The following is a 24,744-nucleotide window of genomic DNA, read 5'->3' on the forward strand; positions in this document are numbered from 1 at the left end:
AGTGGTTTTCCTGGGAATTCTGGGTGGCGCGCGGCGCTGGACGGCCGGCGCGCTTGTCATCGAATGCTTACTCGATCACCTTCGGCACGAGATAGAGGCCGTCCTGGACGGCCGGCGCCGGACGCTGGTTGTCGTCGCGATTGACGAGCTCCGTCACGGCGTCGTCGCGCAGGCGCTGCGCGACTGCCTGGATCTGTTCGATCGGGTGGGCGAGCGGCGCGATGCCGGCGGTGTCGACCGCCTGCATCTGCTCGACGAGGCCGAAGAATTCGTTGAGCTGGCCGAGCATGTGCTCGGCGTCGGCGTCGGCCATTTCGAGTCGCGCCAGGTGCGCGATGCGTTTCACATCGGTCAGGGTCAGGGCCATGCGATCACCGGAAAAACAAGGCTGCGCAGTGCATCGAAGCAGCACTGCGGCGGGGGGTTGGAGGGTGCGATCCCACCCTCAAAAATCGGGGCCGAAGCGGCAAAAATACCGCCCGTTTCGATTCAAATACCGCGAAATTATAAGGTATCATTACGCGTTCGACCCAAACCCGGCAGCCTTTTCCCGCACCGTTTCGCCCTGTTTCGGCAAGCCGTGCGTGCTTCGTGCGATCCCCGGTAGACATCACTCGCAGCTTCGTGCGCCGCGGCGGCCGCTTCCGCCACGCTTCCCGAGGCTGTTATTTTTTCCGCTGCCGCCCTCAGCGCTCGCTATGCAGGGCCGGCCCAGAGCGAAACAGGATTCTGAATGTTCGGTTTTTTGCGCAGCTACTTCTCCAACGATCTCGCGATCGACCTCGGCACCGCAAACACCCTGATCTACATGCGCGGCAAGGGCATCGTGCTCGATGAGCCGTCCGTCGTGTCGATCCGCCAGGAAGGCGGCCCCAACGGCAAGAAGACGATCCAGGCGGTCGGCAAGGAAGCCAAGCAGATGCTCGGCAAGGTGCCCGGCAACATCGAGGCGATCCGCCCGATGAAGGACGGCGTGATCGCCGACTTCACCGTCACCGAGCAGATGATCAAGCAGTTCATCAAGACGGCGCACGAGTCGCGCATGTTCTCGCCGTCGCCGCGCATCATCATCTGCGTGCCGTGCGGCTCGACCCAGGTCGAGCGCCGCGCGATCAAGGAAGCCGCGCACGGCGCCGGCGCATCGCAGGTCTACCTGATCGAGGAGCCGATGGCGGCCGCGATCGGCGCGGGCCTGCCGGTATCGGAAGCCACCGGCTCGATGGTCGTCGACATCGGCGGCGGCACGACTGAAGTCGGCGTGATCTCGCTCGGCGGCATCGTCTACAAGGGCTCGGTGCGCGTCGGCGGCGACAAGTTCGACGAGGCGATCGTCAACTACATCCGCCGCAACTACGGGATGCTGATCGGCGAGCAGACCGCCGAGGCGATCAAGAAGGAAATCGGCTCCGCGTTCCCGGGCTCCGAAGTCAAGGAAATGGAAGTGAAGGGCCGCAACCTGTCGGAAGGCATCCCGCGCAGCTTCACGATCTCCAGCAACGAAATCCTCGAAGCGCTGACCGATCCGCTGAACCAGATCGTGTCGTCGGTGAAGATCGCGCTCGAACAGACGCCGCCGGAACTCGGCGCCGACATCGCCGAGCGCGGGATGATGCTGACGGGCGGCGGCGCGCTGCTGCGCGACCTCGATCGCCTGCTCGCGGAAGAAACCGGCCTGCCGGTGCTCGTCGCGGAAGATCCGCTGACCTGCGTCGTGCGCGGTTCGGGCATGGCGCTCGAGCGCATGGACAAGCTGGGCAGCATCTTCTCGTACGAGTGATCGCCCAGTGATCGCCTAGGCAGTCCCGTTTGATATGGCGCACCCGCGGCGTGGCCGGATCGCTCGTTCAGAACGAACCGCCGCGCCGTTTGCGCGTCTGAGCATTATTTAACCGATCACACGCGCCCGGCGCCGACCATGGAATACAGTCCGCCGCCCCTCTTCAAGCAAGGTCCGCCCGCGCTCGCGCGGCTCATCTTCTTCGTCGCCCTCGCCATCGCGCTCCTCGTGTCGGACGCGCGCTTCAGCACGCTCGAAATCGTGCGCGGCGTACTCGGCACCGTGCTGTACCCGCTGCAACGCGCGGCGCTCGTGCCGCGCGACCTGTTCATGGGCGCGGCCGACATCGCCGTCACCGGCGCGTCGCTGCGCCACGAGAACGACGACCTCCGCAAGCGCAACCTGCAACTGTCCACGCAGGCCAACCAGGCCGCGGTGCTTGCGCAGGAGAACATCCATCTGCGCGCGGTGCTCGAGCTGCGCCAGCACATCGCGACGCAATCGACGCCGGTCGAGATCCAGTACGACACGAGCGACCCGTTCACGCAGAAGATCGTGATCGGCCAAGGCTCGCAGCAAGGCATCCAGGACGGCTCGCCCGTCGTCAGCGAGGACGGCGTGGTCGGCCAGGTCACGCGCGTGTTCCCGCTGCAATCCGAAGTCACGCTGGTCACCGACCGCGATCTCGCGATTCCCGTGCAGGTGCTGCGCACCGGCCTGCGCAGCGTGATCTACGGCACGCCGAAGGGCGATTCGCTCGACCTGCGCTTCGTGCCGACGAGCGCGGATCTCGTCGCCGGCGACGAGCTCGTCACGAGCGGCCTCGACGGCGTCTATCCGCCCGGCCTGCCGGTCGCGAAGGTCGTGCGCGTCGACAAGCTCGCCGATACCGCGTTCGCGCGCGTGACCTGCGCACCGGTCGCGGCCGTGCGCGGCGCGCGCCAGATGCTCGTGCTGCATTACCGGAACGACATCCCGCCGCGCCCGGCCGAGCCCGATCCCGCCGCCGAGAAGAACGCGAAGGGCAAGAAGGGCGCGAAAGCCGCCGCAAAGGGCGAGAAGGCCGAGAAAACCGACAAGGCCGACGCGAACGCGAAGCCGGCCGCCGCGGCCCAGCCCGGCGCGAAGCCGGCGCCGGCGCCGGCGCCGGCCCAGCCCGCCGCCGCGCCCGCGAAGCCCGCCGCCGGGCAATCTGGAGCCCAGCGATGAACCGCCCGCAATACATCCTGCAGCCGGTCAATCCGTACTTCATCGTCTTCAGCCTCGCCGCCGCGTTCCTGCTGAACCTGATGCCGTGGGGCCGCCTGCCCGGCGTGCCCGACTTCGTCGCGCTGGTGCTGCTGTTCTGGAACATCCACCAGCCGCGCAAGGTCGGGATGGGCGTCGCGTTCGCGCTCGGCATCCTGATGGACGTGCACGACGCGGGGCTGCTCGGCGAGCATGCGCTCGCCTATACGCTGCTGTCGTACGGCGCGATCACGATCCACCGCCGCGTGCTGTGGATGCCGATCGGCGTGCAGGTGCTGTACGTCACGCCGCTGCTCGTCGCCGCGCAGCTCGTGCCGTTCGTGATCCGCCTGCTGATGGGCGCCGCGTTCCCCGGTTGGCGCTACCTCGTCGACGGTTTCGTCGAAGCCGCGCTGTGGCCGATCGCGAGCCATCTGCTGCTGATGCCGCAACGCCGCCCGGTCGACCCGGACGATACGCGCCCGATCTGAGCCGGACCGACCTTGAATACCCGCCGCCCCCACGCCCGCCGCGCGCCGCGCTCCGGGGCGGCACCTCGCCCTCGCCCGCGCGCGGGCCAGATTGCCAGTAAATGACCGAATTCAACGACACCCAACAGCAGCTCTCGAGGTTCCGCCTGCGCGTCGCGGCGGCGGGCGTGTTCGTGTTCGTCTGCTTCGGGCTGCTCGCGAGCCGTTTCTTCTATCTGCAGTTGATGCAGCACGGCAAATACGCGCTGCAGGCCGAGGAAAACCGCATCTCGGTCGCGCCGATCGTGCCGAACCGCGGGATCATCACCGACCGCAACGGCGTGATCCTCGCGAAGAACTACTCGGCGTACACGCTCGAGATCACGCCGTCGAAGCTCGACGACACGCTCGACAACACGATCGACAAGCTGTCCGAGATCGTCCCGATCGACGCCCGCGACCGCCGCCGCTTCAAGAAGCTGCAGGAAGACTCGAAGAACTTCGAGAGCCTGCCGATCCGCACGCGGCTCACCGACGCCGAAGTCGCGCGCTTCACCGCGCAGCGTTTCCGCTTCCCCGGCGTCGACGTGCGCGCGCGGCTGTTCCGCCAGTACCCGCTCGGCATGACGGCCGCGCACGTGATCGGTTATATCGGCCGGATCTCGAAGCGCGACCAGGATCGCATCGACGCGATGAGCGACGACAACGACAGCGACCAGGAACACTACGATCCGCGTCGCGACGCGAACAACTACAAGGGCACCGACTACATCGGCAAGATCGGCGTCGAGCAGAGCTACGAAACCGAGCTGCACGGGCTCACGGGCTTCGAGGAAGTCGAGGTGACGGCCGGCGGCCGGCCGGTGCGCACGCTGTCGCGCACGCAGGCGACGCCCGGCAACAATCTCGTGCTGTCGCTGGACATCGGGCTGCAGCAGGTCGCCGAGCAGGCGTTCGCCGGCAAGCGCGGCGCGCTCGTCGCGATCGAGCCGAAGACGGGCGACGTGCTCGCGTTCGTGTCGTCGCCGAGCTTCGACCCGAACTCGTTCGTCGACGGCATCGACCAGCAGACCTGGGACGAGCTGAACAACTCGCCCGACAAGCCGCTCCTGAACCGCCCGCTGCACGGCACCTACCCGCCCGGCTCGACGTACAAGCCGTTCATGGCGCTCGCGGGCCTGACGCTCGGCAAGCGCACGCCGGGCTGGGGCTTCCAGGACCCGGGCTACTTCACGTTCGGCGGCCACACGTTCCGCAACGACGTGCGCTCGGGCCAGGGCTGGGTCGACATGAACAAGGCGATCATGGTGTCGAACGACACCTACTTCTACATGCTCGCGCGCGACCTCGGCGTGAACGCGATCGCGAACTTCATGAAGCCGTTCGGCTTCGGCCAGATCACCGGCATCGACATCCAGGGCGAGGCGCGCGGGATCCTGCCGTCGACCGACTGGAAGAAGAAGGCGTTCAAGAAGCCCGCGCAGCAGAAGTGGTTCGACGGCGAGACGATCAGCCTCGGGATCGGCCAGGGCTACAACTCGTTCACGATCCTGCAGCTCGCGCACGCGACCGCGACGCTCGCGAACAACGGCGTCGTGATGAAGCCCCACCTCGTGAAGGAAGTCGAGGATCCGATCACGCGCGCGCGCCACCTGACGGTGCCGAAGGAAAGCGACGTGATCCCGCTGAAGGCAGCCGACATCGACGTCGTGAAACGCGGGATGGAGAACGTGATCGAGAACCCGTCCGGTACCGCGTACAAGGTGTTCCGCGGCGCGCAGTACCTCGCCGCCGGCAAGACCGGCACCGCGCAGGTGTTCTCGCTGCAGGGCTCGAACTACAAGGGCCACCTGCTCGCCGAGCACCTGCGCGACCACGCGCTGTTCATCGCGTATGCGCCGGTCGACCACCCGCAGATCGCCGTCGCGCTGGTCGTCGAAAACGGCGGCTGGGGCGCCCAGGCCGCCGGCCCGGTCGCGCGTCGCGTGCTCGACTACTACCTGGTCGAGCGCCAGAACCCGAAGAACGAAGCCGCGGCCGTGGCCGCCGCGGCGTCGGCCACCGAGCCGGTGAGCGCGCCCGTGGTCGGCGACACATCGAAGCCGGCCACGATCGCGGCCGGCTTCACCGCGCTGCCGCAGCCCGTCGTGCCGTCGGCAGCCAGCGCGGCCGACGCGGCGTCGGGCGCCTCGGGCGCCTCGGGCGCGGCAGGCGCCAGCGCCACGGCGCCGGCCGACGCGAGCGCCGCGGCGCCGATGGCCGCGAGCCTGCCGCCGATCCGGCGCCCGCACCGCCCGCGCCGGCCCGCCAGCGACGCGCAGCCTGCCGTCGCCGCGCCGCGGGACGACAACCATCGTGCGACGGCCCCCGCGAAAGCGGCGGACGCCGGCACCGCTCATTAACGGAGAAAGGCATGCAATTCGACAAGCGCGCCTGGCTCGACAAGATCAAGCAGATGTTCGCGGGCTTCGACCGCCCGCTCGCCCTCATCGTGTTCCTGCTGCTGTGCGTCGGCATCGTCACGCTGTACAGCGCGTCGATCGACGTACCGGGCCGCGTCGAGGACCAGTTGCGCAACATCCTGCTGACCTTCGTGCTGATGTGGGTGATCGCGAACATCCCGCCGACCACGCTGATGCGCTTCGCGGTCCCGCTCTACACGTTCGGGGTCACGCTGCTGATCGCCGTCGCGCTGTTCGGGATGACCAAGAAGGGCGCGAAGCGCTGGCTGAACGTCGGCGTCGTGATCCAGCCGTCGGAAATCCTCAAGATCGCGACGCCGCTGATGCTCGCGTGGTACTACCAGCGCCGCGAAGGCGGGCTGCGCTGGTACGACTTCGTCGCGGCGTTCGGGATCCTGATGGTGCCGGTCGGGCTGATCGCGAAGCAGCCCGACCTCGGCACCGGCCTGCTCGTGTTCGCGGCCGGCTTCTTCGTGATCTATCTGGCCGGCCTGTCGTTCAAGCTGATCGTGCCGGTGCTCGTCGCGGGCGTGATCGCGGTCGGCTCGATCGCCGTGTTCGAGGAACGCATCTGCCAGCCCGAAGTGCAGTGGCCGCTGATGCACGACTACCAGAAGCACCGGGTGTGCACGCTGCTCGACCCGACGTCCGACCCGCTCGGCAAGGGCTTCCACACGATCCAGGCGGTGATCGCGATCGGCTCGGGCGGCGTGCTCGGCAAGGGCTACCTGAAAGGCACGCAGGCCCACCTCGAATTCATCCCCGAAAAGCACACCGACTTCATCTTCGCGGTGTTCTCGGAGGAATGGGGGCTCGCCGGCGGGCTCGTGCTGCTGGCGCTGTACATGGCGCTGATCGCGCGCGGCCTCTACATCGCCGCGCAGGGCGCGACACAGTTCGGCCGGCTGCTCGCGGGCTCGCTCACGCTCGCGTTCTTCGTCTACGCGTTCGTCAACATCGGGATGGTGAGCGGCGTGCTGCCGGTCGTCGGCGTGCCGCTGCCGTTCATGAGTTACGGCGGCACCGCGCTCACGACGCTCGGCATCGCGATCGGGATGATCATGAGCGTCGGCCGGCAGCGGCGGCTGATGAAGAGCTGATCGCGCGGCCCGCACCGCACCGCGCAGCACACGCAAACGGCGCCGCGACGCGCCGTTTTGCATCGGGCCCGCCGAATGCGGCCGCTTACTGCGGCGGCGCGCGCGGCTTGTCTTGCCCGGCGCCGGCGCCCGATGCCGGCGCCTTCAGCCGCGCGCTCAGCTCCTTGAATTTCAGGCCGGCCGTCTCGTCGCCCTGCGCGGCGGCCGCCGCGTAATACGCCCGTGCGATGTTCAGGTTCTGCGTGACGCCGTCGCCGCCGCGCTCGTAGAACGATGCGGTCACGTACTGCGCGGTGGGCTCGCCGGCGTCGGCGGCCTGCTTGTACCACGTGAACGCCTGCCGGTTGTCGCGCGGCGTGCCGCGCCCGTCGAGAAACTGGTTCGCGAGCGACAGCGCGGCCTGCACGTGCCCCTGCTTCGCGGCCCGCAGGAACCAGCGGTGCGCTTCAGCCGGATTGCGCGCGACGAACTCGCCGTCGTCGAACATCCGGCCGTACACGTACTGCGCATGCGACATGTTCGCTTCCGCCGCGCGCTTCAGCCAGCGCAGCCCTTCGTCGACGTTCGCCGTCACGCCTTCGCCCGTCAGCAGCATCATCGCGTAATTGAACTGCGCGAGGCGATCGCCGCGCTCGGCCGCATCGTGGAACTGCACCAGCGCCGCGCGATAGTCGCCTGCGTTGTAGTCGGCGACCGCCGATTGCGTCTCGCGCGACGGATCGGGCTTCGCTGGCGGCGCGCCCTGCGCGGCGGCCGCCGCCCACACGGCCCACAGGCCGACCATCGTCCCGATCCGCGCGCGCCTGCGGCACGCACCGTCTGCGCCGTTCATGACCGTACCTCCTGCAACGCCTGTCGCGTCGCGCGCAATAGCCAGCTCACGTCGGCCGACACCGTGATCATCCGATAGCCGGCCTCGCGGTACTGGCGCGCGGCCGCCGTATCGGCCGCGAAGATGCCGACCGCGACGCCCGCCTGCTTGCCGGCCGCGAGCACGCGCGCCATCGCGGTTTCGACGTCCGGATGGCGGATATCGCCGAGATGCCCGAGGCTCGCCGCGAGGTCGGCCGGACCGACGAACAGGCAATCGACGCCCGGCGTCGCCGCGATCCGCTCGACTTCGTCGACGCCGCGCGCCGATTCGACCTGCACGACCACCGCGACTTGCGCATTCGCCGTCTGCAGGTAGTCGCGGCGCATGCCGAACGCCGCCGCGCGCACCATGCCCGCGACGCCGCGCAGCCCGTCGGGCGTTTCGGGCGACGGAAAGCGCGTGAGCCGCACCGCGTGCGCGGCGTCGTCGGGCGTCTCGATACACGGGAACATCAGCGTGCGCGCGCCGGCGTCGAGCGCGCGCTTCACGAGCCACGGCTCGCGCGCCGGCACGCGCACGACCGGCTCGCTCGGCAGGTGCGCGGCGGCGATCGCGCGCAGTTGCGACGCCACGTCGCGACTGTCGTTCGGCGCATGCTCCATGTCGATGCAGAGCCAGTCGTAACCGGCGTGCGCGAGCGCTTCCGCGGCCGAGTCGCTGCCGAGCGACAGCCACAGGCCGTACAGCGGCTCGTCACCGTCGCGCAGGCGTTGTTTGAGGGAATTGGTGAGCGTGCTCATCGATACGGCCTCCGGAGCGGAACGGCAATCGAACGGGACAAGCAACAGGCGAAGCGAAACGCCCGCCGCCGGGCAAGCGAAGCACGGCGGCGGCGGATCGCGCGCCCGAGAACGTGAGTCGGCCCGGGACGGCCGATCTGACAGCGCGGGCCGCGCAATGGGTCACGCGAGCGTTTTTCGGCGCCGCACGACGATCATAGCGCGGCGGGGTGCTCGATGCGGGAACTGACGGGGGAAGCCGTACCGGCGCGGGACTGGCGGCGGCGAGACCGCGGGGGCGTGGGCGCGCGAAAGCGCATCGACGGGCAGCCCGCGCCGCACGGCGGGGCTGCCGGGGCAGGCAGGATCAGCGGCCGGGCTGGCGCTCGACGTCGGCCCAGCAGTTCGGCGTTTCGTACAGCCGCACGCGCTCGAGGCGCAGGTTCACGCCGTAGTGCGCGTCGTACACGTTCGCGAGGATGTCGAACGCGATCGCCGCGAGATTCTCGACGGTCGGGATCCGGTCGATCACGACGGTCTTGTGGTCGGCCATCTGCTCGAGGAACGAGCGCACGACCTCGTCGCGCGCATAGACGAGGAACGCGTGGTCCCACTTGCTGACGAGGTGCTCCATCGCGAGCGCCTTCACATCGGCGAAATCCATCACCATGCCGCGGTCGGGCGCCCCTTCCGTATCGACGAGATCGCCGCGCAGCGTGATTTCGAGCACGTAGCGATGGCCGTGCAGGTTCCTGCACTGGCTGCGGTGATCGGGGATGCGGTGGCCCGCGTCGAATTCGAGTTTTCGGGTAATCAGCACGATGTCAAAAGCCGTGGCTCAGGGAATGTTCAGATATTTGTGGGTCTGCATCGACAGCCGCCACTGCGGATGACGCTTGCACCAGTCGATCGCGAGCTTCGTATTGAGATCGCGCGACGGGCCGTCCATCGGCTGCACGAGAAAATACTCGAAATCGAGCTTCGCGTAGTCGGCGAGCCGCTGGTTGTCCTGCGGCACGACGACCTTCAGTTCGTTGCCCTTCGTGACGACGAGCGGCGCATCGGCCTTCGGGCTCACGCAGATCCAGTCGATCGATTCGAGCACCGGCAGCGAACCGTTGGTCTCGATCGCGATCTCGAAGCCTGCCGCATGCAGCGCGTCGACAAGCGGCTGGTCGAGCTGCAGCATCGGCTCGCCGCCCGTGCAGACGACGAAGCGGTGCGCTTCGCCTTCCGGCCACAGGCCCGCGATCGTCGCGACGAGCGCGGCGGCGTCCTTGAACTTGCCGCCGTTCTCGCCGTCGGTGCCGACGAAGTCGGTATCGCAGAAGCGGCACACGGCCTCCGCACGGTCCTCTTCGCGGCCCGACCACAGATTGCAGCCGGCGAACCGGCAGAACACGGCCGGCCGGCCCGCGTTCGCGCCCTCGCCCTGCAACGTGTAGAAAATTTCCTTGACCGCGTAAGTCATCGTGCTTCGTCCGGCTCGCGCCGCTCGTTGTCGATCAGAATCCGTTGTCCATCAAGCGCTGCCCGCGCGAGCCGCGTCACAGCGGCGCTTCGGTCACCCGCTCGCCCTTCAGGTAGGCTTCGTAGCCGCGCTTGCGCAGCTTGCAGGCCGGGCATTCGCCGCAGCCGAAGCCCCAGTCGTGCAGCTCCGCGCGCTCGCCCACGTAGCACGTGTGCGTCTCGACGCGGATCAGTTCGACGAGCGCGTCGCCGCCGAGCTGTTCGGCGAGTTGCCACGTCTGCGCCTTGTCGAGCCACATCAGCGGCGTCTCGAGCACGATGCGCGTATCCATGCCGAGATTCAGCGCGACCTGCAGCGCCTTCATCGTGTCGTCGCGGCAGTCCGGATAGCCCGAGAAATCGGTCTCGCACATCCCGCCGACCAGCACGCGCAGCCCGCGGCGATAGGCGATCGCCGCGGCGATCGTCATGAACATCAGGTTGCGGCCCGGCACGAACGTATTCGGCAGGCCGTTCGCCGCCGTCTCGATCTCGATCGTGCGCGTCATCGCGGTATCGCTGATCGCGCCGAGCACCGACAGGTCGATCATGTGATCGTCGCCGAGCCGGTCCGACCACGCCGGAAACTTGCGCTTCAACGCTTCGCGCACGCCTTCGCGACACTCGAGCTCGACGCGATGACGCTGGCCGTAATCGAAGCCGAGCGTCTCGACCGTCTGGTAGCGTTCGAGGGCCCATGCCACGCACGTGGCGGAATCCTGCCCGCCGGAAAACAACACGAGCGCGCCGTCTTTAGCGTCTGTCCGAATCACCGTGATACTCCGTGAATGTGTAGGCTCGCGTCGCGCTGCGCCCCGAGGCCGGCTGCCGCCGGGCGGCCCGACACGGCCGGCCTGCGCCGGCTCGACCAGTATAGGCAGCGCGGTCGGCCGAGAATGCGGCGGCGCGCTTATACCGCTCATCGCGCGGCATCGTTGCCGCGCGCCACGGCAGGCGCGCCGCGGGCGGCCGGCCATGCGCATGAAGCGATGCGCTAAGTCATTGAGCGGGCACGGATTTTATCATGCCCCGGCGAATGCTGCCGGGCCCGCGGCCCACGACACGCGATACCCACCACAAACGAAAAACCCCAAGAACCTTCCGATTCTTGGGGTTTTGAATGCTGGTGGCCTGGGACGGAATCGAACCATCGACACGCGGATTTTCAATCCGCTGCTCTACCAACTGAGCTACCGGGCCAACGAAGAATGAAAGTATATCGAGCTATTCACCCCTGAGCAAGTGCTTTCGCAAAAAATTTTACAGCGCGCCTTCGGGCGGCTTCTTGCCGAGCTCGACGCCGAGCTGCTTGAGCTTGCGATACAGGTGCGTGCGCTCGAGGCCCGTCTTCTCCGCGACGCGCGTCATGCTGCCGTTCTCGCGCGCGAGGTGATATTCGAAGTACGCGCGCTCGAACGCATCGCGCGCTTCGCGCAGCGGGATGTCGAACGGGATCGCGGCCGTCTGGCCCGCGAGGCCGAGCGCCGACGCCATGTCGTCGCCGAGCGTCGGCAGCGCCGCCGCGGACGCGACCGCCGCAGGGCCTGCGGGCTGGCCGCCGCCCGCCTTCGCCGCCGCATTCGCGGATACGGGCGCCGCGCCGCGTGCGAGACCATGCTCGACCGATTTCAGCAGCTTCTGCAGCGCGATCGGTTTCTCGAGGAAATCGAGCGCGCCGATCTTCGTCGCCTCGACGGCCGTATCGATCGTCGCGTGCCCGGACATCATGATCACGGGCATCGTCAGCAGCCCCTGCGCCGCCCATTCCTTGAGCAGCGTGACGCCGTCGGTATCGGGCATCCAGATATCGAGCAGCACGAGATCGGGCGCCTGCTTCAGCCGGTATTCCCGCGCGGCCTGCGCGTTCTCCGCCGCCTCGACGACATGTCCTTCATCGCTGAGGATCTCCGAGAGCAATTCCCGGATGCCCATTTCATCATCTACCACCAGGATGGTTGCCATTTACGCTGCCTTTGTCTGCTCACTTGCTTTTGTCTTGGCGGGCGTCGCCCCGTCCTGCGCGCCCGGTTCGGCGCCTGGCGTATCGCTCGCCATCTGCAGGAAGAGAATCGACACCTGCGCACCCTCGACGGTCTCGCCGTGCATGCGATTGCGCAGATCGATCCGCGCGCCGTGCTCGTCAACGATTTTCTTGACCGTGGCCAGCCCGAGCCCCGTGCCCTTCGCCTTCGTCGTCACGTAAGGCTCGAACGCGCGGGTCAGGATGCGTGCCGGAAAACCGGGCCCGTTGTCGGACACGGTCAGACGTACCGCGACGCGCGTTTTGCCTTCGGCGTCGGGGTCGCCATATTCTACTGTCTTGGTTTCGATCAACACACGCGGATGCGCGGACTCCGCGACCGAATCCTGCGCATTCTGCAGCAGGTTGTGAATCACCTGGCGCAATTGCGTCGCGTCGCCGCGAATCACCGGCAGCGACGGCGCGAGCTCGGCGACGATCGGGCTCTTGCCTTCGCCGACGCCGTACAGCCCGAGCACCTCGCTCGCCAGGTCGTTCAACTGCAGGTTCGCGAGCACCGCCGGCGGCGTGCGCGCGTATTCGCGGAAATCGTCGACCATCCGCTTCATCGCGGCCACCTGGTTCACGATCATCGTCGCGCCGCGCTTGAGCACGTCCGCGTCGGACGGCGCGAGCTTGTCCGACAGCTTCATCTGCAGCCGCTCGGCCGACAGCTGGATCGGCGTCAGCGGATTCTTGATCTCGTGCGCGAGCCGCCGCGCGACCTCGCCCCACGCGACCGACCGCTGCGCGGAAATCACGTCGGAGATGTCGTCGAACACGACGACGTAACCGGACGTCTGCGGATCGTCGGCCTGCCCCTCGACCGTCGACACGAGCCGCGTGCCGCGCACGAGCAGCGTCAGCGGATCGGTTTCGCCCGGCACCTCGATCGCGAACTGCTGCTGCCAGTGACCGCGATCGCCGCTGCCGCCGTCGGACGCCGCTTCGCGATCGGCGAATGCCTTGCGCACCATCGCGCCGAACCCGGCGGCCACGCCGATCCGGTCGAGCGTCGTGCCGATCAGCGTGTTGAACGGCTGCCGGAAGATCCGCTCGGCACCGCGATTGGCCGTCGTCAACCGGAACTGGCGGTCGAGCACGAACACGCCGGCCGTCAGGTTCGCGAGGATGCTCTCGAGATACGTCTTCGAATGCTCGAGCGCGATGCGGTTCTTCTCGACCGCGAGCCGCGCCTCGGACAACTGGCGCGTCATCGCGTTGAACGACTGCGTGAGGAAGCCGAGCTCGTCGCGCGTCTTGATCTCGCGCTTCGGCGTGTAGTCGCCTTCCGTGATCTCCTTCGTGCCCTGCGCGAGCAGGAACAGCGGCCGCGCGAGCTGCTGGCCGAGCGCGAGCGCCAGCATCATCGCGATGAAGGTCGCGAGGAACAGCGCGAGCGTCAGCGTGCCGATGTACATCTTGCGCAGGCCGGTGCGGCCAAGCGACTTTTCCTGGTACTCGCGGTACGCGCGCTGCACGGCGTCCGCGTTGTGCGCGAGCCCGGGCGGCACCGGCTGCGTGAGCTGCAGGAACCGCTCCGCCGGCTGCAGCAGCGACGTCGTCGCATCGGGAATCGGCCGCACGACGCGCAGCCGCAGCGCGCCCTTCGCGCCGTGCGCGCGCGGGTCGCCGTCGACTTCGCCTTCGATCGCCGCATACGCGCCGTGTTCGCGCGCCTGGCTCAGCATCAGCGGCGTCGGCAGGTCGTCCGGAATCAGCGCCGCGAAATTGCCCGACGCCTGCGCGACGATGTGCAGGTCGGGCGCCGCGCCGGAGCCGCCGCGGCTCGGCTCGACGATCGTCGCGTCCTGCACGCCGAACTGGTCGCGCAGCCGCAGCAGCGTGAGCGTCGTGCCGTTCGTGTTCGCGTCGACGCTCGCGAGCTGGTCGGACATCAGCCGCGCCTTCGTCTGCAGATCGGACAGCGACGCATCGAGCATCCCGCGGCCGAGGTTCAGGCCGGCCGTCAGCGCCGTCTCGACGTTCACGTCGAACCACGACTCGATACTGCGCGACACGAACTGGTACGACACGATGTAAATGATCCCGCCCGGCACCACGCCGACGAGCGCGAAGAACACCGCGAGCTTCGCGAGCAGCCGCGTGCCGAACTTGCCCTTCCTCAGGCGCGCGACGATCATCCCGATCAGCCCGAGCACCACGAGCAGGAACACGAGCGCGACGACGATGTTGGTCGCGTACAGCCACGAGTAGTAGCGGTCGAAGAATTCGGTGTTCGCGCTCGCGGCCGCGAGCAGCACGAGCAGCAGCAGCGCGGTCAGCGCGACGGTCGAGACGATCACGCGGACGAGGAGGCTCTTCCCACTGGCCGCGCGGCGTACTTTATTTAGCACGTTCGGTCACCGTGAAGTTGAAGCGCTTCCAGTCCGACCCGAGCGTCCAGTCGCGGTTGTTCACGGCATCGACCTGGAACGGCTTCGGCATCAGCGCCGTATCGAGCTGCATCCGCACCGATGCCGTGTAGGTTTCGCCCGCGCGCACCTGGTTGCGATCGATCACGTGCCACGACGTGATGTGCCGGACGACCGCGAGCGCATCCTTCAACGACGGGAAACCGAGCTGCAGGCCGCCCGTCGACACGCGGTACTCGCGCGTGAGCGGCTGGAACGACAGGCGGATCGTCTGCGTGACGGACACCGGCTGCTCGTCGAACCAATACCAGCGCGCGCGGCTCAGCTCGAAGTCGGTCGTGAAGTAGAGCGGGATGCCCTTGTTGACGGCATCCTCGAGGTTCGGATTCAGCTCGAAGTCGAAACGCGCGTCGAGGCTCCAGCCGCTTCCGTCGGCCTGGAGCGACGCGCGCTGCACGGCGATCGATTCGGCATGCGCCGGCCGGACGATGGCCACGCATAGCGTCAACGCAACCAGCAAGACGGCCGCGAGCCGAAAGGGAAAAAGGTGTTTGATCGTCACCGTTTCTGAAACCGCGCGTAGAAAAATCCGTCGTGATCGGTGTTCTGGTCGAGTGCGCCGGCGGCCGCCCGTCCGTGCGCGCCACCCGGCAGCAGCTGGCCGGGGGCGTCCAATCGTACCGCATCTTCACAGGCCGCTTCAAACCAGCGGGCCTGCAATTCGCCTTCTTCGGGGAAGATCGAACAGGTCACGTACAGCAGTTCGCCGCCCGGCTTCACGAGCGGCCACAACGCCGACAGGATGCGGCGCTGCTCCGCGACCAGCGCCGGGATATCGGCCTCGCGGCGCAGCCAGCGGATGTCGGGGTGCCGCCGCACGATGCCGGACGCCGAGCACGGCACGTCGGCCAGGATGCGATCGAACGGGCGCCCGTCGTACCACGCGTCCGGCGCGCCCGCGTCGCCGACGCGCACCTCCGCCGCGAGCGACAGCCGCACGAGATTCTCGCCGATGCGCGCCGCGCGCGTCGCGTCGCTTTCGAGCGCCACGACTTCCGCGTCCGCGAGTTCGAGAATATGGCCCGTCTTGCCGCCGGGCGCCGCGCATGCGTCGAGCACGCGCATGCCGTCGCGCGCGCCGAGCCATTCGGCCGCGAGTTGCGCGCCGGCGTCCTGCACCGACACCACGCCGTCGGCGAATCCCGGAATGCGATCCACCGGCAGCGCCGACGCAAGCCGCACCGCGTGCCGGCCGATCGCGGTCGCGTCGATCCCGCTCACGCGCAGCGTGTCGAGATACGCGTCGACGCTCGCGCGGCGCACATTCACGCGCAGCGTCAGCGGCCCCTGACGCTCGCCGGCCGCGAGAATCGCCTGCCACGCGTCGGGCCATGCGCGCTTCACCGCATCGACCCACCATGCGCGGTAGTTCCAGCGCGCGACCGGGTCGTCCTGCATCGCCGCGACGAGCGCGTCGCGCTCGCGCAGGAAACGGCGCAGCACCGCGTTGACCATCCCCTTCGCGAATGCGAATTCGCGCCGCGCACCGATGACGGTAACGGCCTGGTCGACCACCGTGAACGCCGGGTACGCGGCCTCATCCGCCGGGTCGAGCAGCAGCGCGAATGCGCCGGCGAGCACCGCGTGTACGTGCGCGGGCGGCGCCTTGCTGACGAACCGGCCGATCAGCCAGTCCGCGCTGCCGAGGCGACGCATCGTCCGGTAGGCGACGTCCTGCGTCGCGCCGCGCGCGAGCGCCTGCGCACCGGACGGCATCTGCGCGAACACCGCCGACAGCGCCGCCGGCAATGCGGTGCCGCGCCGCACCGCATCGACCGCCTGCGCGGCCGCGTCGAGCGCGAAGCCGAGCGAATCGGGCGCCAGATGCAGCGCGGCCAGGCGCGCCGGGCGGCCGGAAGGAGTCGAAGCGGAAGAACGGGGTCGTGTCATCGGTGCGGAATCGGCAAACAGGCGCGGCAATCAGCTGCGGCAAACAAATGCGGCAAACGGCGGGATCGCAGCCGCCAGACGGCCTGGCGATCCCAAACCGCGCATTGTAGCGTGCGGCCATGCCGCCCCTTTGGCCCCTTTACGGCGCACGCAAATGAAACACCCCGCAGCGCGGAGCATGCGGGGTGGCGGGGCGGCCTCCGCGCGGCAACGGCCGCGCGGTATGCCGGAGGTCAATCGAAGCGGCCGGTGCGCGCCATCTCCATCAGGCGCGCGATGCGCTCCTCGGTGGCCGGGTGCGTCGAGAACAGGTTCTGCAGGCCGCCGCCGTGCAGCGGATTCATGATCATCATCTGCGCGGTGGCCGGATGCGCCTCGGCCGCCTGGAACGGGATGCCCGCCGCATAGCGATGGATCTTGTCGAGCGCGGTGGCGAGCGACTGCGGATCGCCGGAAATCTGCGCGCCGCCGCGGTCGGCCTCGAACTCGCGCGCCCGCGAAATCGCCATCTGGATCAACGCGCCTGCGATCGGCGCAAGCAGCGCGACCGCGATACCCGCGATCGGGTTGGCTGGCCGGCCGTTCTCGTCGCGCCCGCCAAAAAACATCGCGAAATTCGCGAGTGCCGAGATCGCACCCGCCATCGTCGCCGTGATCGTCGAGATCAGGATGTCGCGGTGCTTCACGTGCGCGAGCTCGTGCGCCATCACGCCGCGCATCTCGCGCTCCGACAGCACGCGCAGGATGCCCGTCGTCGCGGCGACCGCCGCGTGCTCGGGGTTGCGGCCCGTCGCGAACGCGTTCGGCGCGTCCTCGTTGATCAGGTAGACGCGCGGCATCGGCAGGTTCGCGCGCGTGGCCAGCTCGCGCACCATCCGGTAGAACTGCGGCGCCGTGTTCTCGTCGACTTCCTGCGCGTTGTACATGCGCAGCACCATCTTGTCCGAGAACCAGTATGAGAAGAAATTCATGCCGAGCGCGAACAGCAGCGCGATCGTCATGCCGCGCGAGCCGCCGATCATCCCGCCGATCACGATGAACAGGGCCGTGATCGCGGCCATCAGCATCGCCGTTTTGACCCAATTGAACATACCCACTCCTTATCCGTCAGGGGACCCGCCGCGCTTCACAGCGCACGGCGGAAAATTGTAAGCGATTTGTTAGATAAGGTCTCGCCGGAAAAATTCAATCTCAGCGTTGCGAAGCGGCCAGACGCAGGCCGAGCCCGACGAAAGCGCTGCCGACCGTGCGATCGAGCCACCTCTTGACGCCCGGCTTGCCGGAAAAGCGCTGCGTGACAGTGCCCGCCACCCACGCGACCAGGCTCGTCCAGACCGTGCTCATCGCGACGAACACCGCGCCGAGGGTCAGGAACGCCCATGCCTTGTGCGGACTGTCGGCCGATACGAACTGCGGGAAGAACGACACGAAGAACAGCACGACCTTCGGATTCAGCACGTTGGTCCAGAAGCCCTGCATGAACAGCTGGCGCAGCGGCCTGGCGGCCGGGACCTGCACGGCTTCCGCGCCCGACGGCGCGGCGGACGGCTTCGCGATGACCATCCGCACGCCGAGATAGATTAGGTACGCGGCGCCGACCAGCTTGATCACCGTGAACGCGGTTGCCGACGCCGCCAGCAGCGCGGTCAGCCCGAATGCGCACGCAAGTGCGTGGACGCAGCAGCCGGCAGAAATGCCGAACGCCGACATCAGCCCCGCGCCGCGCCCCTGCGCGACGCTGCGGCCGACGATGTAGGCCGTGTCGGGGCCGGGCGTGATGTTCAGCAGGAAAACCGCGAACACGAAGAAGCCGAAATGGGTGATGCCGAACATGAAGACCTCGAAACCGGAAAGCGCAGGGAAATTCTACGCGCGCCTGCCGCACCGCGCGACTCGGCCGTCCGGCCAGTTGCGCCGGGCCGGCAGACCGGGTCGAATGGCGCTCGGGCCGTGTCAGTCAGCGTCGGGCAGCACGAAACGCTGGCCGGCGGCGAGCGGCGAACCGGCAAGGAATTCGCGCGCGGGCAGCCGCTTGCCGCCCGGCTTCTGCAACTGGGTCACGCGCAGCGCGCCGCTGCCGCAGGCGACCACCACGCCTTCCGGCGCGGCTTCGACGATCGTGCCGGGCGCCGCGTCGGCAATCGCACCGCGCACCGCCACGGGCTCGGCCGCCCACAGCTTGATGGCCGCACCGTCGAGCGTCGCGACGCCGCCCGGGAACGGATCGAACGCCCGCACCTGACGTGCGAGCACGTCGGCCGGCTTGCGCCAGTCGAGCGCCGCTTCGTGCTTGCCGATCTTTTCCGCGTAGGTCACGCCGTCGGCCGGCTGCGGCGTCGCCGGCAGCGTGCCGTCGCGCTCGAGCCGCACGAGCGCGTCGACGATCAGCCGCGCGCCGTCGGCGGCGAGACGGTCGTGCAGCGTCGCGGTCGTATCGTCGGGCGCGATCGCCGTGCGCGCCTCGTCGATCATCGCGCCGGTGTCGAGGCCGGCGTCCATCTGCATCAGCGTGACGCCCGTCTCGGCGTCGCCGGCCTCGATCGCGCGATGGATCGGCGCGGCGCCGCGCCAGCGCGGCAGCAGCGACGCGTGAATGTTGATGCAGCCGGCGCGCGGGATGTCGAGCACTTCCTGCGGCAGCAGCAGGCCGTACGCGGCCACCACCATCACGTCGTGCGGCGTCGCGCGCAGCAGCTCGATCGCGTCGGCCGCCTCCGCCGGGTACTTGCCCGCGCGGCGCAGCGACGGCGGCTGCGCGACGGTCATCCCGTGCTCGACGGCGTAGCGCTTCACGGCGCTCGCCTGGAGCTTCATCCCGCGGCCGGCCGGGCGATCGGGCTGGGTGAGCACGAGCGGCACCGGGAAACCGGCCTCGTGGATCGCGGCAAGGGCAGCCGCGGCGAATTCCGGCGTGCCGGCAAAAATCACGCGCAACGTATGGGTCATGACAGCGTTCGGGGTCGGGCTGGGCGTGCGCGCATCACATCGCGCGTTCGAGTTTCTTCATCTTCGTCTTGATACGCGTCTGCTTGAGCGGCGACAGGTATTCGACGAACACGCGGCCCATCAGGTGATCCATCTCGTGCTGGACGCACACGGCCAGCAGCCCTTCGCAGTCGAGCTCGAATGCCTCGCCGTGCTCGTTGAGCGCGCGCACGCGCACGTGGTCGGGCCGCTCGACTTCGTCGTAAATGCCGGGCACCGACAGGCAGCCTTCTTCATAGGTCTGCTTCGCGTCGCTCGACCACACGATTTCCGGGTTGATGAACGCGCGCAGTTCGTTCTTCTCCTCGGAGACGTCGATCACGATCACGCGCTCGTGCACGTCGACCTGCGTGGCCGCCAGGCCGATGCCGGGCGCCGCGTACATGGTCTCGGCCATGTCGGCGACGAGCTTGCGGATCCGGTCGTCGACCTTGTCGACGGGCTTCGCGACCTTGTGCAGCCGCTTGTCGGGGTAATGAAGAATATTGAGCAAAGCCATGGTGTTCGGTGTTCGGTATTCGATGGGGCGGCGCGCCGCATCGGCCATCCGGCCGGCTGGCGCCGCCGCCGCGATGCAATGAAGATGAGGCGGATGCGTGGCATATCAATGCCGCGGATCGCGCCTCCTGCAATCGGCCGGGCGCCTGCGCGCACGGCCCTGTCGAGTATTTCGGATGATGAAAATTTTATCATGGCGTCACGCGCTGCGCTGGCCGCCGCATTCGAGGGCCGTCTCATGTCGCCGCAAGCGCTGACGCCCGCCGCGCTGCGCGCCTGGCTGCAGCTCGCGCATGCGCCCGGCCTCCCGCCCGCCGTGCTGCAGATTTTACTTGCTGCGTTCGGCTCGCCGGCGGCGTTGCTGCGCGCGTCCCACGAGGCGATCGCCACCGTGGCCAGCCCCGCCGCCGCGCAGGCCGTGCGCGCGAGCGAGCGCGACGATCTCGATACGCGCACCGACGCCGCACTCGCCTGGCTCGACGGGCCGGGCAACGTGCTCGTCACGCTGAGCGATCCGGCCTACCCGCCGCGGCTGCGCGATCTGCACGATCCGCCGCCGCTGCTATATGTAAAGGGGCGGCTCGATCTGCTGCACGCCCGCGGCCTCGCCGTGGTCGGCAGCCGCCACGCGACGCCGCAGGGGCTCGCCGACGCCACGCATTTCGCACGCGGGCTGTCCGACGCGGGCCTCACGATCGTGTCGGGCCTTGCGCTCGGCATCGACGGCGCCGCGCATCGTGGCGGGCTCGACGGCCGCTCGGGCACGGTCGCGGTGATCGCGACCGGCGCCGATCTCGTCTATCCGGCGCGGCACCGCGCGCTCGCCCACGAGATCGCCGCGCACGGCGCGATCGTGTCGGAATGGCCGCTCGGCACGCCGGCCCGCGCCGCGCATTTTCCCCAGCGCAACCGGCTGATCGCCGCGCTCGCGCTCGGCGTGCTCGTCGTCGAGGCCGCCCCGCGCTCGGGCTCGCTGATCACCGCGCGGCTCGCGAACGAATTGGGGCGCGATGTGTTCGCGATGCCCGGTTCGATCCACGCGCCGCTCGCGCAGGGCTGCCACGCGCTGATCCGCGATGGCGCGAAGCTCACCGCAGCGCCGTTCGACGTGCTCGAGGAATACGGGCTGGGCGAGCCGGCGGCGCACGCACCAGCCGGCACGGTACGGGCCGCCAACCCGGGCCCGAACGCCGGCGAAAGCGGCGAACCCGAAACGGCCGGCGGCGCGCCGGCGAATCGTGCCGTCGCGGCCGCCGCATCGCCCCGGATCGAAGCCGCGTCACCGGTCACCCCGTCGGAACAGGCGGTGCTCGCTGCCCTGGGATACGGCCCCGTGACGTACGAATGGCTGGCCGAGCACAGCGGCCTGTCCGACGACGTGCTGCATGGCGCGCTGCTCGCGCTGGAACTGGCCGGCCGCGTCGCGAGCGTCGCCGGCGGACGGTTCGCGCGGCTTGACGCGGCGCCCACCCCGTCCGCGCGGAGCGTGCTACATTCCCCGCCATAGGGGCGGCCCGGCCGCCGACGCTACCCAAGGAATGCCATGCCCGCGCTGAATCTCGACACCGACGCAGATCGGATCGCCGAGCGCCTCGCCGATCCCGGCACGTTGCTGGTCGCCTGCCTGTGCGCCGAGTGGTGCGGCACGTGCCGCGACTACCGGACCGCCTTCGACCAGCTCGCCGACGCGCATCCGGATGCCTGCTTCGCGTGGATCGACATCGAAACCCATGCCGACCGGCTCGACGATCTCGACGTCGAGAACTTCCCGACCATCCTGATCGAGGATGCCCACACCGCGCGCTTCTTCGGCACGGTGCTCCCGCACGCGGCGATCGTCGAGCGCATGCTGTCCGACCTGAGCGCGGTGCCCGGTGCGCCGCACGCACCGAAATTGCGCGACGTCCTGGCCGTCGAAGCCTGAATTCGCGGGCCGGCGCGGCAGGTTTCGCGCAGGTTCGCGCGCTGCGCCGCGCCGGACGCTTGCCGCCGTTGCGGCCCCCCTCTATGATGAGCCGCTTTTTACACGCCGAGCCGCCGTCGCTGCCGCGTGTGCTATAAAGCGGTCGTAAAAGGGACCCACGCCGGCGAACCCGGTCTACCAACACACACCTGTCATGTCCAAAGCACTGATCATTGCGGAAAAGCCTTCTGTCGCGAACGACATCGCACGCGCTTTGGGCGGCTTTACCAAGCATGACGAGTATTACGAGAGCGACGATTACGTCCTTTCGTCCGCTGTCGGCCACCTGCTGGAAATCGCCGCCCCGGAGGAGTACGAGGTCAAGCGCGGGAAATGGAGCTTCGCGCATCTGCCCGTCATTCCCCCGCATTTCGACCTGAACCCGATCGCAAAAAGCGAGTCGCGCCTCAAGGTGCTCACGAAGCTGATGAAGCGCAAGGACGTCGACCGCCTGATCAACGCATGTGACGCGGGGCGCGAAGGCGAGCTGATTTTCCGCCTGATCGCGCAGCACGCGAAGGCGAAGCAGCCGGTCCAGCGTCTGTGGCTGCAATCGATGACGCCGCAGGCGATCCGCGACGGTTTCGCGAACCTGCGCAGCGACTCGGACATGCAGCCGCTCGCCGACGCCGCACGCTGCCGCTCGGAAGCCGACTGGCTCGTCGGGATCAACGGCACGCGCGCGATGACCGCGTTCAACAGCAAGGGCGGCGGCTTCTTCCTGACCACTGTCGGCCGCGTTCAGACGCCAACGCTGTCGATCGTCGTCGAACGTGAAGAGAAAATCCGCCGCTTCGTCCCGCGCGACTACTGGGAAGTGAAGGCCGAATTCGCGTGCGCGGGCGGCTTCTACGAAGGCAAGTGGTTCGACCCGAAATTCAAGCGCGACGAATTCGATCCGGAAAAGCGCGACTCCCGCCTCTGGAGCCTGCCGGCCGCCGAAACGATCGTCGCCGCCTGCCGCGACCAGATCGGCACGGTGTCCGAGGAATCGAAGCCGTCGACGCAACTCTCGCCGCTGCTGTTCGACCTGACGAGCCTGCAGCGCGAGGCGAACAGCCGCTTCGGCTTCTCCGCGAAAAATACGCTCGGCCTCGCCCAGGCGCTGTACGAAAAGCACAAGGTGCTGACCTATCCGCGTACCGATGCGCGCGCGCTGCCGGAAGACTATCTTTCGACGGTCCAGTCCACGCTCGAGATGCTCAAGGAGAGCCACAACTATCTGCCGCATGCGAAGCAGGTGCTCGACAAGGGCTGGGTGAAGCCGAACAAGCGGATCTTCGACAACTCGAAGATCAGCGACCACTTTGCCATCATCCCGACGCTGCAGGCGCCGAAGTCGCTGTCCGAGCCGGAGCAGAAGCTGTACGACATGGTCGTGAAGCGCTTCCTCGCGGTGTTCTTCCCGGCGGCCGAATTCCGCGTGACCACGCGGATCACCGAAGTCGCGGGCCATCACTTCAAGACCGAAGGCAAGGTGCTCGTCGAGCCGGGCTGGCTGCAGGTGTACGGCCGCGATGCCGAAGGCGCCGACGCGAACCTCGTGCCGGTGCAGAAGGACGAGAAGGTGAAGACGGACGAAATCGCCGCCGTCGCGCTCGTGACGAAGCCGCCCGCACGCTACTCGGAAGCGACGCTGCTGTCCGCGATGGAAGGCGCGGGCAAGCTGGTCGAGGACGACGAGCTGCGCGAGGCGATGGCCGCGAAGGGTCTCGGCACGCCGGCGACGCGCGCGGCGATCATCGAAGGCCTGCTCGGCGAGAAGTACCTGCTGCGCGAGGGCCGCGAACTGATCCCGACCGCGAAGGCATTCCAGCTGATGACGCTGCTGCGCGGCCTCGGCGTGAAGGAACTCACCGCGCCCGAGCTCACCGGCGAATGGGAATACAAGCTGTCGCAGATGGAGCGCGGCAATCTCGGGCGCGACGCGTTCATGCAGGAAATCGCCCGCATGACGCAGCAGATCGTCAAGCGCGCGAAGGAATACGATTCCGACACGATCCCCGGCGACTACGCGACCCTTCAGACGCCGTGCCCGAACTGCGGCGGCCAGGTGAAGGAAAACTATCGCCGCTTCGCGTGCACGAAGTGCGACTTCTCGATCTCGAAGATCCCGGGCAGCCGGCAGTTCGAGATCCCGGAAGTCGAGGAATTGCTGCAGAAGAAGGAAATCGGGCCGCTGTCCGGGTTCCGCAGCAAGATGGGCCGCCCGTTCTCGGCGATCCTGAAGCTGTCGTTCGACGACGAGACGAAGAACTACAAGCTCGAGTTCGATTTCGGCCAGGACCAGGGCGGCGAGGAAGGCGAAGCGCCCGACTTCTCCGCGCAGGAACCGGTCGGCGCGTGCCCGAAGTGCAAGGGCCGCGTGTTCGAACACGGGATGAGCTACGTGTGCGAGCACTCGGTGGCGAACCCGAAGACTTGCGACTTCCGCTCGGGCAAGGTGATCCTGCAGCAGGAAATCACGCGCGAGCAGATGGGCAAGCTGCTGGCCGACGGCCGCACGGACTTGCTGCCGAACTTCAAGTCGTCGCGTACCGGCCGCAACTTCAAGGCGTTCCTTGTGAAGCAGCCGGACGGCAAGATCGGCTTCGAGTTCGAGAAGAAGGAGCCGAAGGCGGCCGCCGCGAAGAAGACGGCCAAATCGGCGACGAAGGATGCCGAAACCGTGACCGAAGGCGCCGAAGAGAAACCGGCGCCGGCCCGCAAGACCGCCGCACGCAAGACGACGGCCCGCAAGACGGGTTCGTGACGGCCCGGCCGCCGCGCGCCGCTTGCGGCGCGTCCGGCTCCGGCGCGCACCCATAAAAAACGC

General features: G+C 68.2%; 22 protein-coding genes and 1 tRNA gene. 8 read left to right on the forward strand and 15 right to left on the reverse strand.

The window, feature by feature from the left end:
• Window positions 1–67 precede the first annotated feature (67 nt).
• Window positions 68–367, reverse strand: a complete 300-nt coding sequence (gene gatC / locus CFB52_RS16475; RefSeq protein WP_059573621.1) for an Asp-tRNA(Asn)/Glu-tRNA(Gln) amidotransferase subunit GatC — start codon at window positions 365–367, stop codon at window positions 68–70.
• Between the two features lie 366 nt (window positions 368–733).
• On the opposite strand from gatC, the gene CFB52_RS16480 reads away from it, so the two are divergent.
• The 5 genes from CFB52_RS16480 to rodA all read left to right on the forward strand — a co-directional run bounded on the left by CFB52_RS16480 (window position 734) and on the right by rodA (window position 7,036).
• On the forward strand, window positions 734–1,777 hold the full coding sequence (locus CFB52_RS16480; protein ID WP_004189550.1) for a rod shape-determining protein: 1,044 nt from the start codon (window positions 734–736) through the stop codon (window positions 1,775–1,777).
• A gap of 138 nt (window positions 1,778–1,915) precedes the next feature.
• A complete protein-coding gene (gene mreC, locus CFB52_RS16485) occupies window positions 1,916–2,986 on the forward strand; it encodes a rod shape-determining protein MreC (protein ID WP_099316929.1) in 1,071 nt (356 codons plus the stop codon).
• Window positions 2,983–3,495, forward strand: coding sequence for a rod shape-determining protein MreD (mreD, locus tag CFB52_RS16490; RefSeq protein ID WP_006477476.1), 513 nt, complete (start codon window positions 2,983–2,985; stop codon window positions 3,493–3,495). The genes mreC and mreD overlap by 4 nt, the downstream gene beginning before the upstream one ends.
• Before the next feature lie 101 nt (window positions 3,496–3,596).
• Complete coding sequence (gene mrdA / locus CFB52_RS16495; protein ID WP_099316930.1) at window positions 3,597–5,876, forward strand: penicillin-binding protein 2; 2,280 nt, start codon at window positions 3,597–3,599, stop codon at window positions 5,874–5,876.
• An 11-nt stretch (window positions 5,877–5,887) separates the two neighbouring features.
• Window positions 5,888–7,036 carry a rod shape-determining protein RodA gene (rodA, locus tag CFB52_RS16500; protein WP_059573618.1) on the forward strand — a complete coding sequence of 383 codons (1,149 nt, stop codon included), beginning with the start codon at window positions 5,888–5,890 and terminating at the stop codon, window positions 7,034–7,036.
• 85 nt (window positions 7,037–7,121) lie between these two features.
• Here the strand turns inward: rodA and CFB52_RS16505 are convergent, their stop codons facing one another.
• From CFB52_RS16505 to def, 14 genes are all read right to left on the reverse strand, one after another.
• Window positions 7,122–7,868, reverse strand: a complete 747-nt coding sequence (locus CFB52_RS16505) for a tetratricopeptide repeat protein (RefSeq protein ID WP_099316931.1) — start codon at window positions 7,866–7,868, stop codon at window positions 7,122–7,124.
• Entirely contained in the window at window positions 7,865–8,650 is a 786-nt protein-coding gene (locus CFB52_RS16510) for an HpcH/HpaI aldolase/citrate lyase family protein (RefSeq protein ID WP_099316932.1), read from the reverse strand. The genes CFB52_RS16505 and CFB52_RS16510 overlap by 4 nt, the downstream gene beginning before the upstream one ends.
• 346 nt (window positions 8,651–8,996) lie before the next feature.
• A complete protein-coding gene (queD, locus tag CFB52_RS16515) occupies window positions 8,997–9,449 on the reverse strand; it encodes a 6-carboxytetrahydropterin synthase QueD (protein WP_059573615.1) in 453 nt (150 codons plus the stop codon).
• Between the two features lie 18 nt (window positions 9,450–9,467).
• On the reverse strand, window positions 9,468–10,100 hold the full coding sequence (gene queE, locus CFB52_RS16520; RefSeq protein WP_006482565.1) for a 7-carboxy-7-deazaguanine synthase: 633 nt from the start codon (window positions 10,098–10,100) through the stop codon (window positions 9,468–9,470).
• Window positions 10,101–10,176: 76 nt separating this feature from the next.
• On the reverse strand, window positions 10,177–10,911 hold the full coding sequence (queC, locus tag CFB52_RS16525) for a 7-cyano-7-deazaguanine synthase QueC (protein WP_059573614.1): 735 nt from the start codon (window positions 10,909–10,911) through the stop codon (window positions 10,177–10,179).
• Between the two features lie 351 nt (window positions 10,912–11,262).
• Window positions 11,263–11,338: transfer RNA gene (locus CFB52_RS16530), tRNA-Phe, on the reverse strand.
• 60 nt (window positions 11,339–11,398) lie between these two features.
• Complete coding sequence (gene esaR / locus CFB52_RS16535) at window positions 11,399–12,100, reverse strand: response regulator transcription factor EsaR (protein WP_059573613.1); 702 nt, start codon at window positions 12,098–12,100, stop codon at window positions 11,399–11,401.
• On the reverse strand, window positions 12,101–14,515 hold the full coding sequence (gene esaS / locus CFB52_RS16540) for a sensor histidine kinase EsaS (RefSeq protein WP_059573612.1): 2,415 nt from the start codon (window positions 14,513–14,515) through the stop codon (window positions 12,101–12,103).
• On the reverse strand, window positions 14,505–15,095 hold the full coding sequence (locus tag CFB52_RS16545) for a DUF4390 domain-containing protein (protein WP_060312271.1): 591 nt from the start codon (window positions 15,093–15,095) through the stop codon (window positions 14,505–14,507). Before CFB52_RS16545 ends, esaS begins: the two co-directional genes overlap by 11 nt.
• Window positions 15,092–16,483: a 16S rRNA (cytosine(967)-C(5))-methyltransferase RsmB gene (rsmB, locus tag CFB52_RS16550; protein WP_099316982.1), complete on the reverse strand. Its 1,392-nt coding sequence runs from the start codon at window positions 16,481–16,483 to the stop codon at window positions 15,092–15,094. Before rsmB ends, CFB52_RS16545 begins: the two co-directional genes overlap by 4 nt.
• A gap of 233 nt (window positions 16,484–16,716) precedes the next feature.
• Window positions 16,717–17,574 (reverse strand): zinc metalloprotease HtpX, encoded by an 858-nt coding sequence (gene htpX, locus CFB52_RS16555; RefSeq protein ID WP_006485774.1) that lies wholly within the window; start codon window positions 17,572–17,574, stop codon window positions 16,717–16,719.
• A 100-nt stretch (window positions 17,575–17,674) separates the two neighbouring features.
• Window positions 17,675–18,316 carry a LysE family translocator gene (locus CFB52_RS16560; RefSeq protein WP_059573611.1) on the reverse strand — a complete coding sequence of 214 codons (642 nt, stop codon included), beginning with the start codon at window positions 18,314–18,316 and terminating at the stop codon, window positions 17,675–17,677.
• Between the two features lie 120 nt (window positions 18,317–18,436).
• Window positions 18,437–19,429, reverse strand: coding sequence for a methionyl-tRNA formyltransferase (gene fmt, locus CFB52_RS16565; protein ID WP_059573610.1), 993 nt, complete (start codon window positions 19,427–19,429; stop codon window positions 18,437–18,439).
• 34 nt (window positions 19,430–19,463) lie between these two features.
• Window positions 19,464–19,967, reverse strand: a complete 504-nt coding sequence (def, locus tag CFB52_RS16570) for a peptide deformylase (protein WP_059573609.1) — start codon at window positions 19,965–19,967, stop codon at window positions 19,464–19,466.
• Window positions 19,968–20,159: 192 nt separating this feature from the next.
• Between def and dprA the strand changes: the two genes are divergently transcribed.
• The 3 genes from dprA to CFB52_RS16585 all read left to right on the forward strand — a co-directional run bounded on the left by dprA (window position 20,160) and on the right by CFB52_RS16585 (window position 24,681).
• Window positions 20,160–21,473 (forward strand): DNA-processing protein DprA, encoded by a 1,314-nt coding sequence (gene dprA, locus CFB52_RS16575; protein ID WP_257220446.1) that lies wholly within the window; start codon window positions 20,160–20,162, stop codon window positions 21,471–21,473.
• Window positions 21,474–21,509: 36 nt separating this feature from the next.
• On the forward strand, window positions 21,510–21,890 hold the full coding sequence (locus tag CFB52_RS16580; RefSeq protein WP_059573607.1) for a thioredoxin family protein: 381 nt from the start codon (window positions 21,510–21,512) through the stop codon (window positions 21,888–21,890).
• A 193-nt stretch (window positions 21,891–22,083) separates the two neighbouring features.
• On the forward strand, window positions 22,084–24,681 hold the full coding sequence (locus CFB52_RS16585; protein WP_059573606.1) for a DNA topoisomerase III: 2,598 nt from the start codon (window positions 22,084–22,086) through the stop codon (window positions 24,679–24,681).
• Window positions 24,682–24,744: the final 63 nt, after the last annotated feature.

The organism is Burkholderia sp. AU18528 (genome assembly GCF_002223215.2).
Classification (GTDB): domain Bacteria; phylum Pseudomonadota; class Gammaproteobacteria; order Burkholderiales; family Burkholderiaceae; genus Burkholderia; species Burkholderia semiarida.

Coding starts and splice junctions, on each gene's coding strand:
- esaR (WP_059573613.1), bottom strand. CDS start 12,100: ATGGCAACCATCCTGGTGGTAGATGATGAAATGGGCATCCGGGAATTG.
- CFB52_RS16580 (WP_059573607.1), top strand. CDS start 21,510: ATGCCCGCGCTGAATCTCGACACCGACGCAGATCGGATCGCCGAGCGC.
- CFB52_RS16480 (WP_004189550.1), top strand. CDS start 734: ATGTTCGGTTTTTTGCGCAGCTACTTCTCCAACGATCTCGCGATCGAC.
- CFB52_RS16585 (WP_059573606.1), top strand. CDS start 22,084: ATGTCCAAAGCACTGATCATTGCGGAAAAGCCTTCTGTCGCGAACGAC.
- mreC (WP_099316929.1), top strand. CDS start 1,916: ATGGAATACAGTCCGCCGCCCCTCTTCAAGCAAGGTCCGCCCGCGCTC.
- queE (WP_006482565.1), bottom strand. CDS start 10,100: ATGACTTACGCGGTCAAGGAAATTTTCTACACGTTGCAGGGCGAGGGC.
- rodA (WP_059573618.1), top strand. CDS start 5,888: ATGCAATTCGACAAGCGCGCCTGGCTCGACAAGATCAAGCAGATGTTC.
- mrdA (WP_099316930.1), top strand. CDS start 3,597: ATGACCGAATTCAACGACACCCAACAGCAGCTCTCGAGGTTCCGCCTG.
- CFB52_RS16560 (WP_059573611.1), bottom strand. CDS start 18,316: ATGTTCGGCATCACCCATTTCGGCTTCTTCGTGTTCGCGGTTTTCCTG.
- mreD (WP_006477476.1), top strand. CDS start 2,983: ATGAACCGCCCGCAATACATCCTGCAGCCGGTCAATCCGTACTTCATC.
- fmt (WP_059573610.1), bottom strand. CDS start 19,429: ATGACCCATACGTTGCGCGTGATTTTTGCCGGCACGCCGGAATTCGCC.
- rsmB (WP_099316982.1), bottom strand. CDS start 16,483: ATGACACGACCCCGTTCTTCCGCTTCGACTCCTTCCGGCCGCCCGGCG.
- def (WP_059573609.1), bottom strand. CDS start 19,967: ATGGCTTTGCTCAATATTCTTCATTACCCCGACAAGCGGCTGCACAAG.
- gatC (WP_059573621.1), bottom strand. CDS start 367: ATGGCCCTGACCCTGACCGATGTGAAACGCATCGCGCACCTGGCGCGA.
- CFB52_RS16510 (WP_099316932.1), bottom strand. CDS start 8,650: ATGAGCACGCTCACCAATTCCCTCAAACAACGCCTGCGCGACGGTGAC.
- dprA (WP_257220446.1), top strand. CDS start 20,160: ATGGCGTCACGCGCTGCGCTGGCCGCCGCATTCGAGGGCCGTCTCATG.
- CFB52_RS16505 (WP_099316931.1), bottom strand. CDS start 7,868: ATGAACGGCGCAGACGGTGCGTGCCGCAGGCGCGCGCGGATCGGGACG.
- htpX (WP_006485774.1), bottom strand. CDS start 17,574: ATGTTCAATTGGGTCAAAACGGCGATGCTGATGGCCGCGATCACGGCC.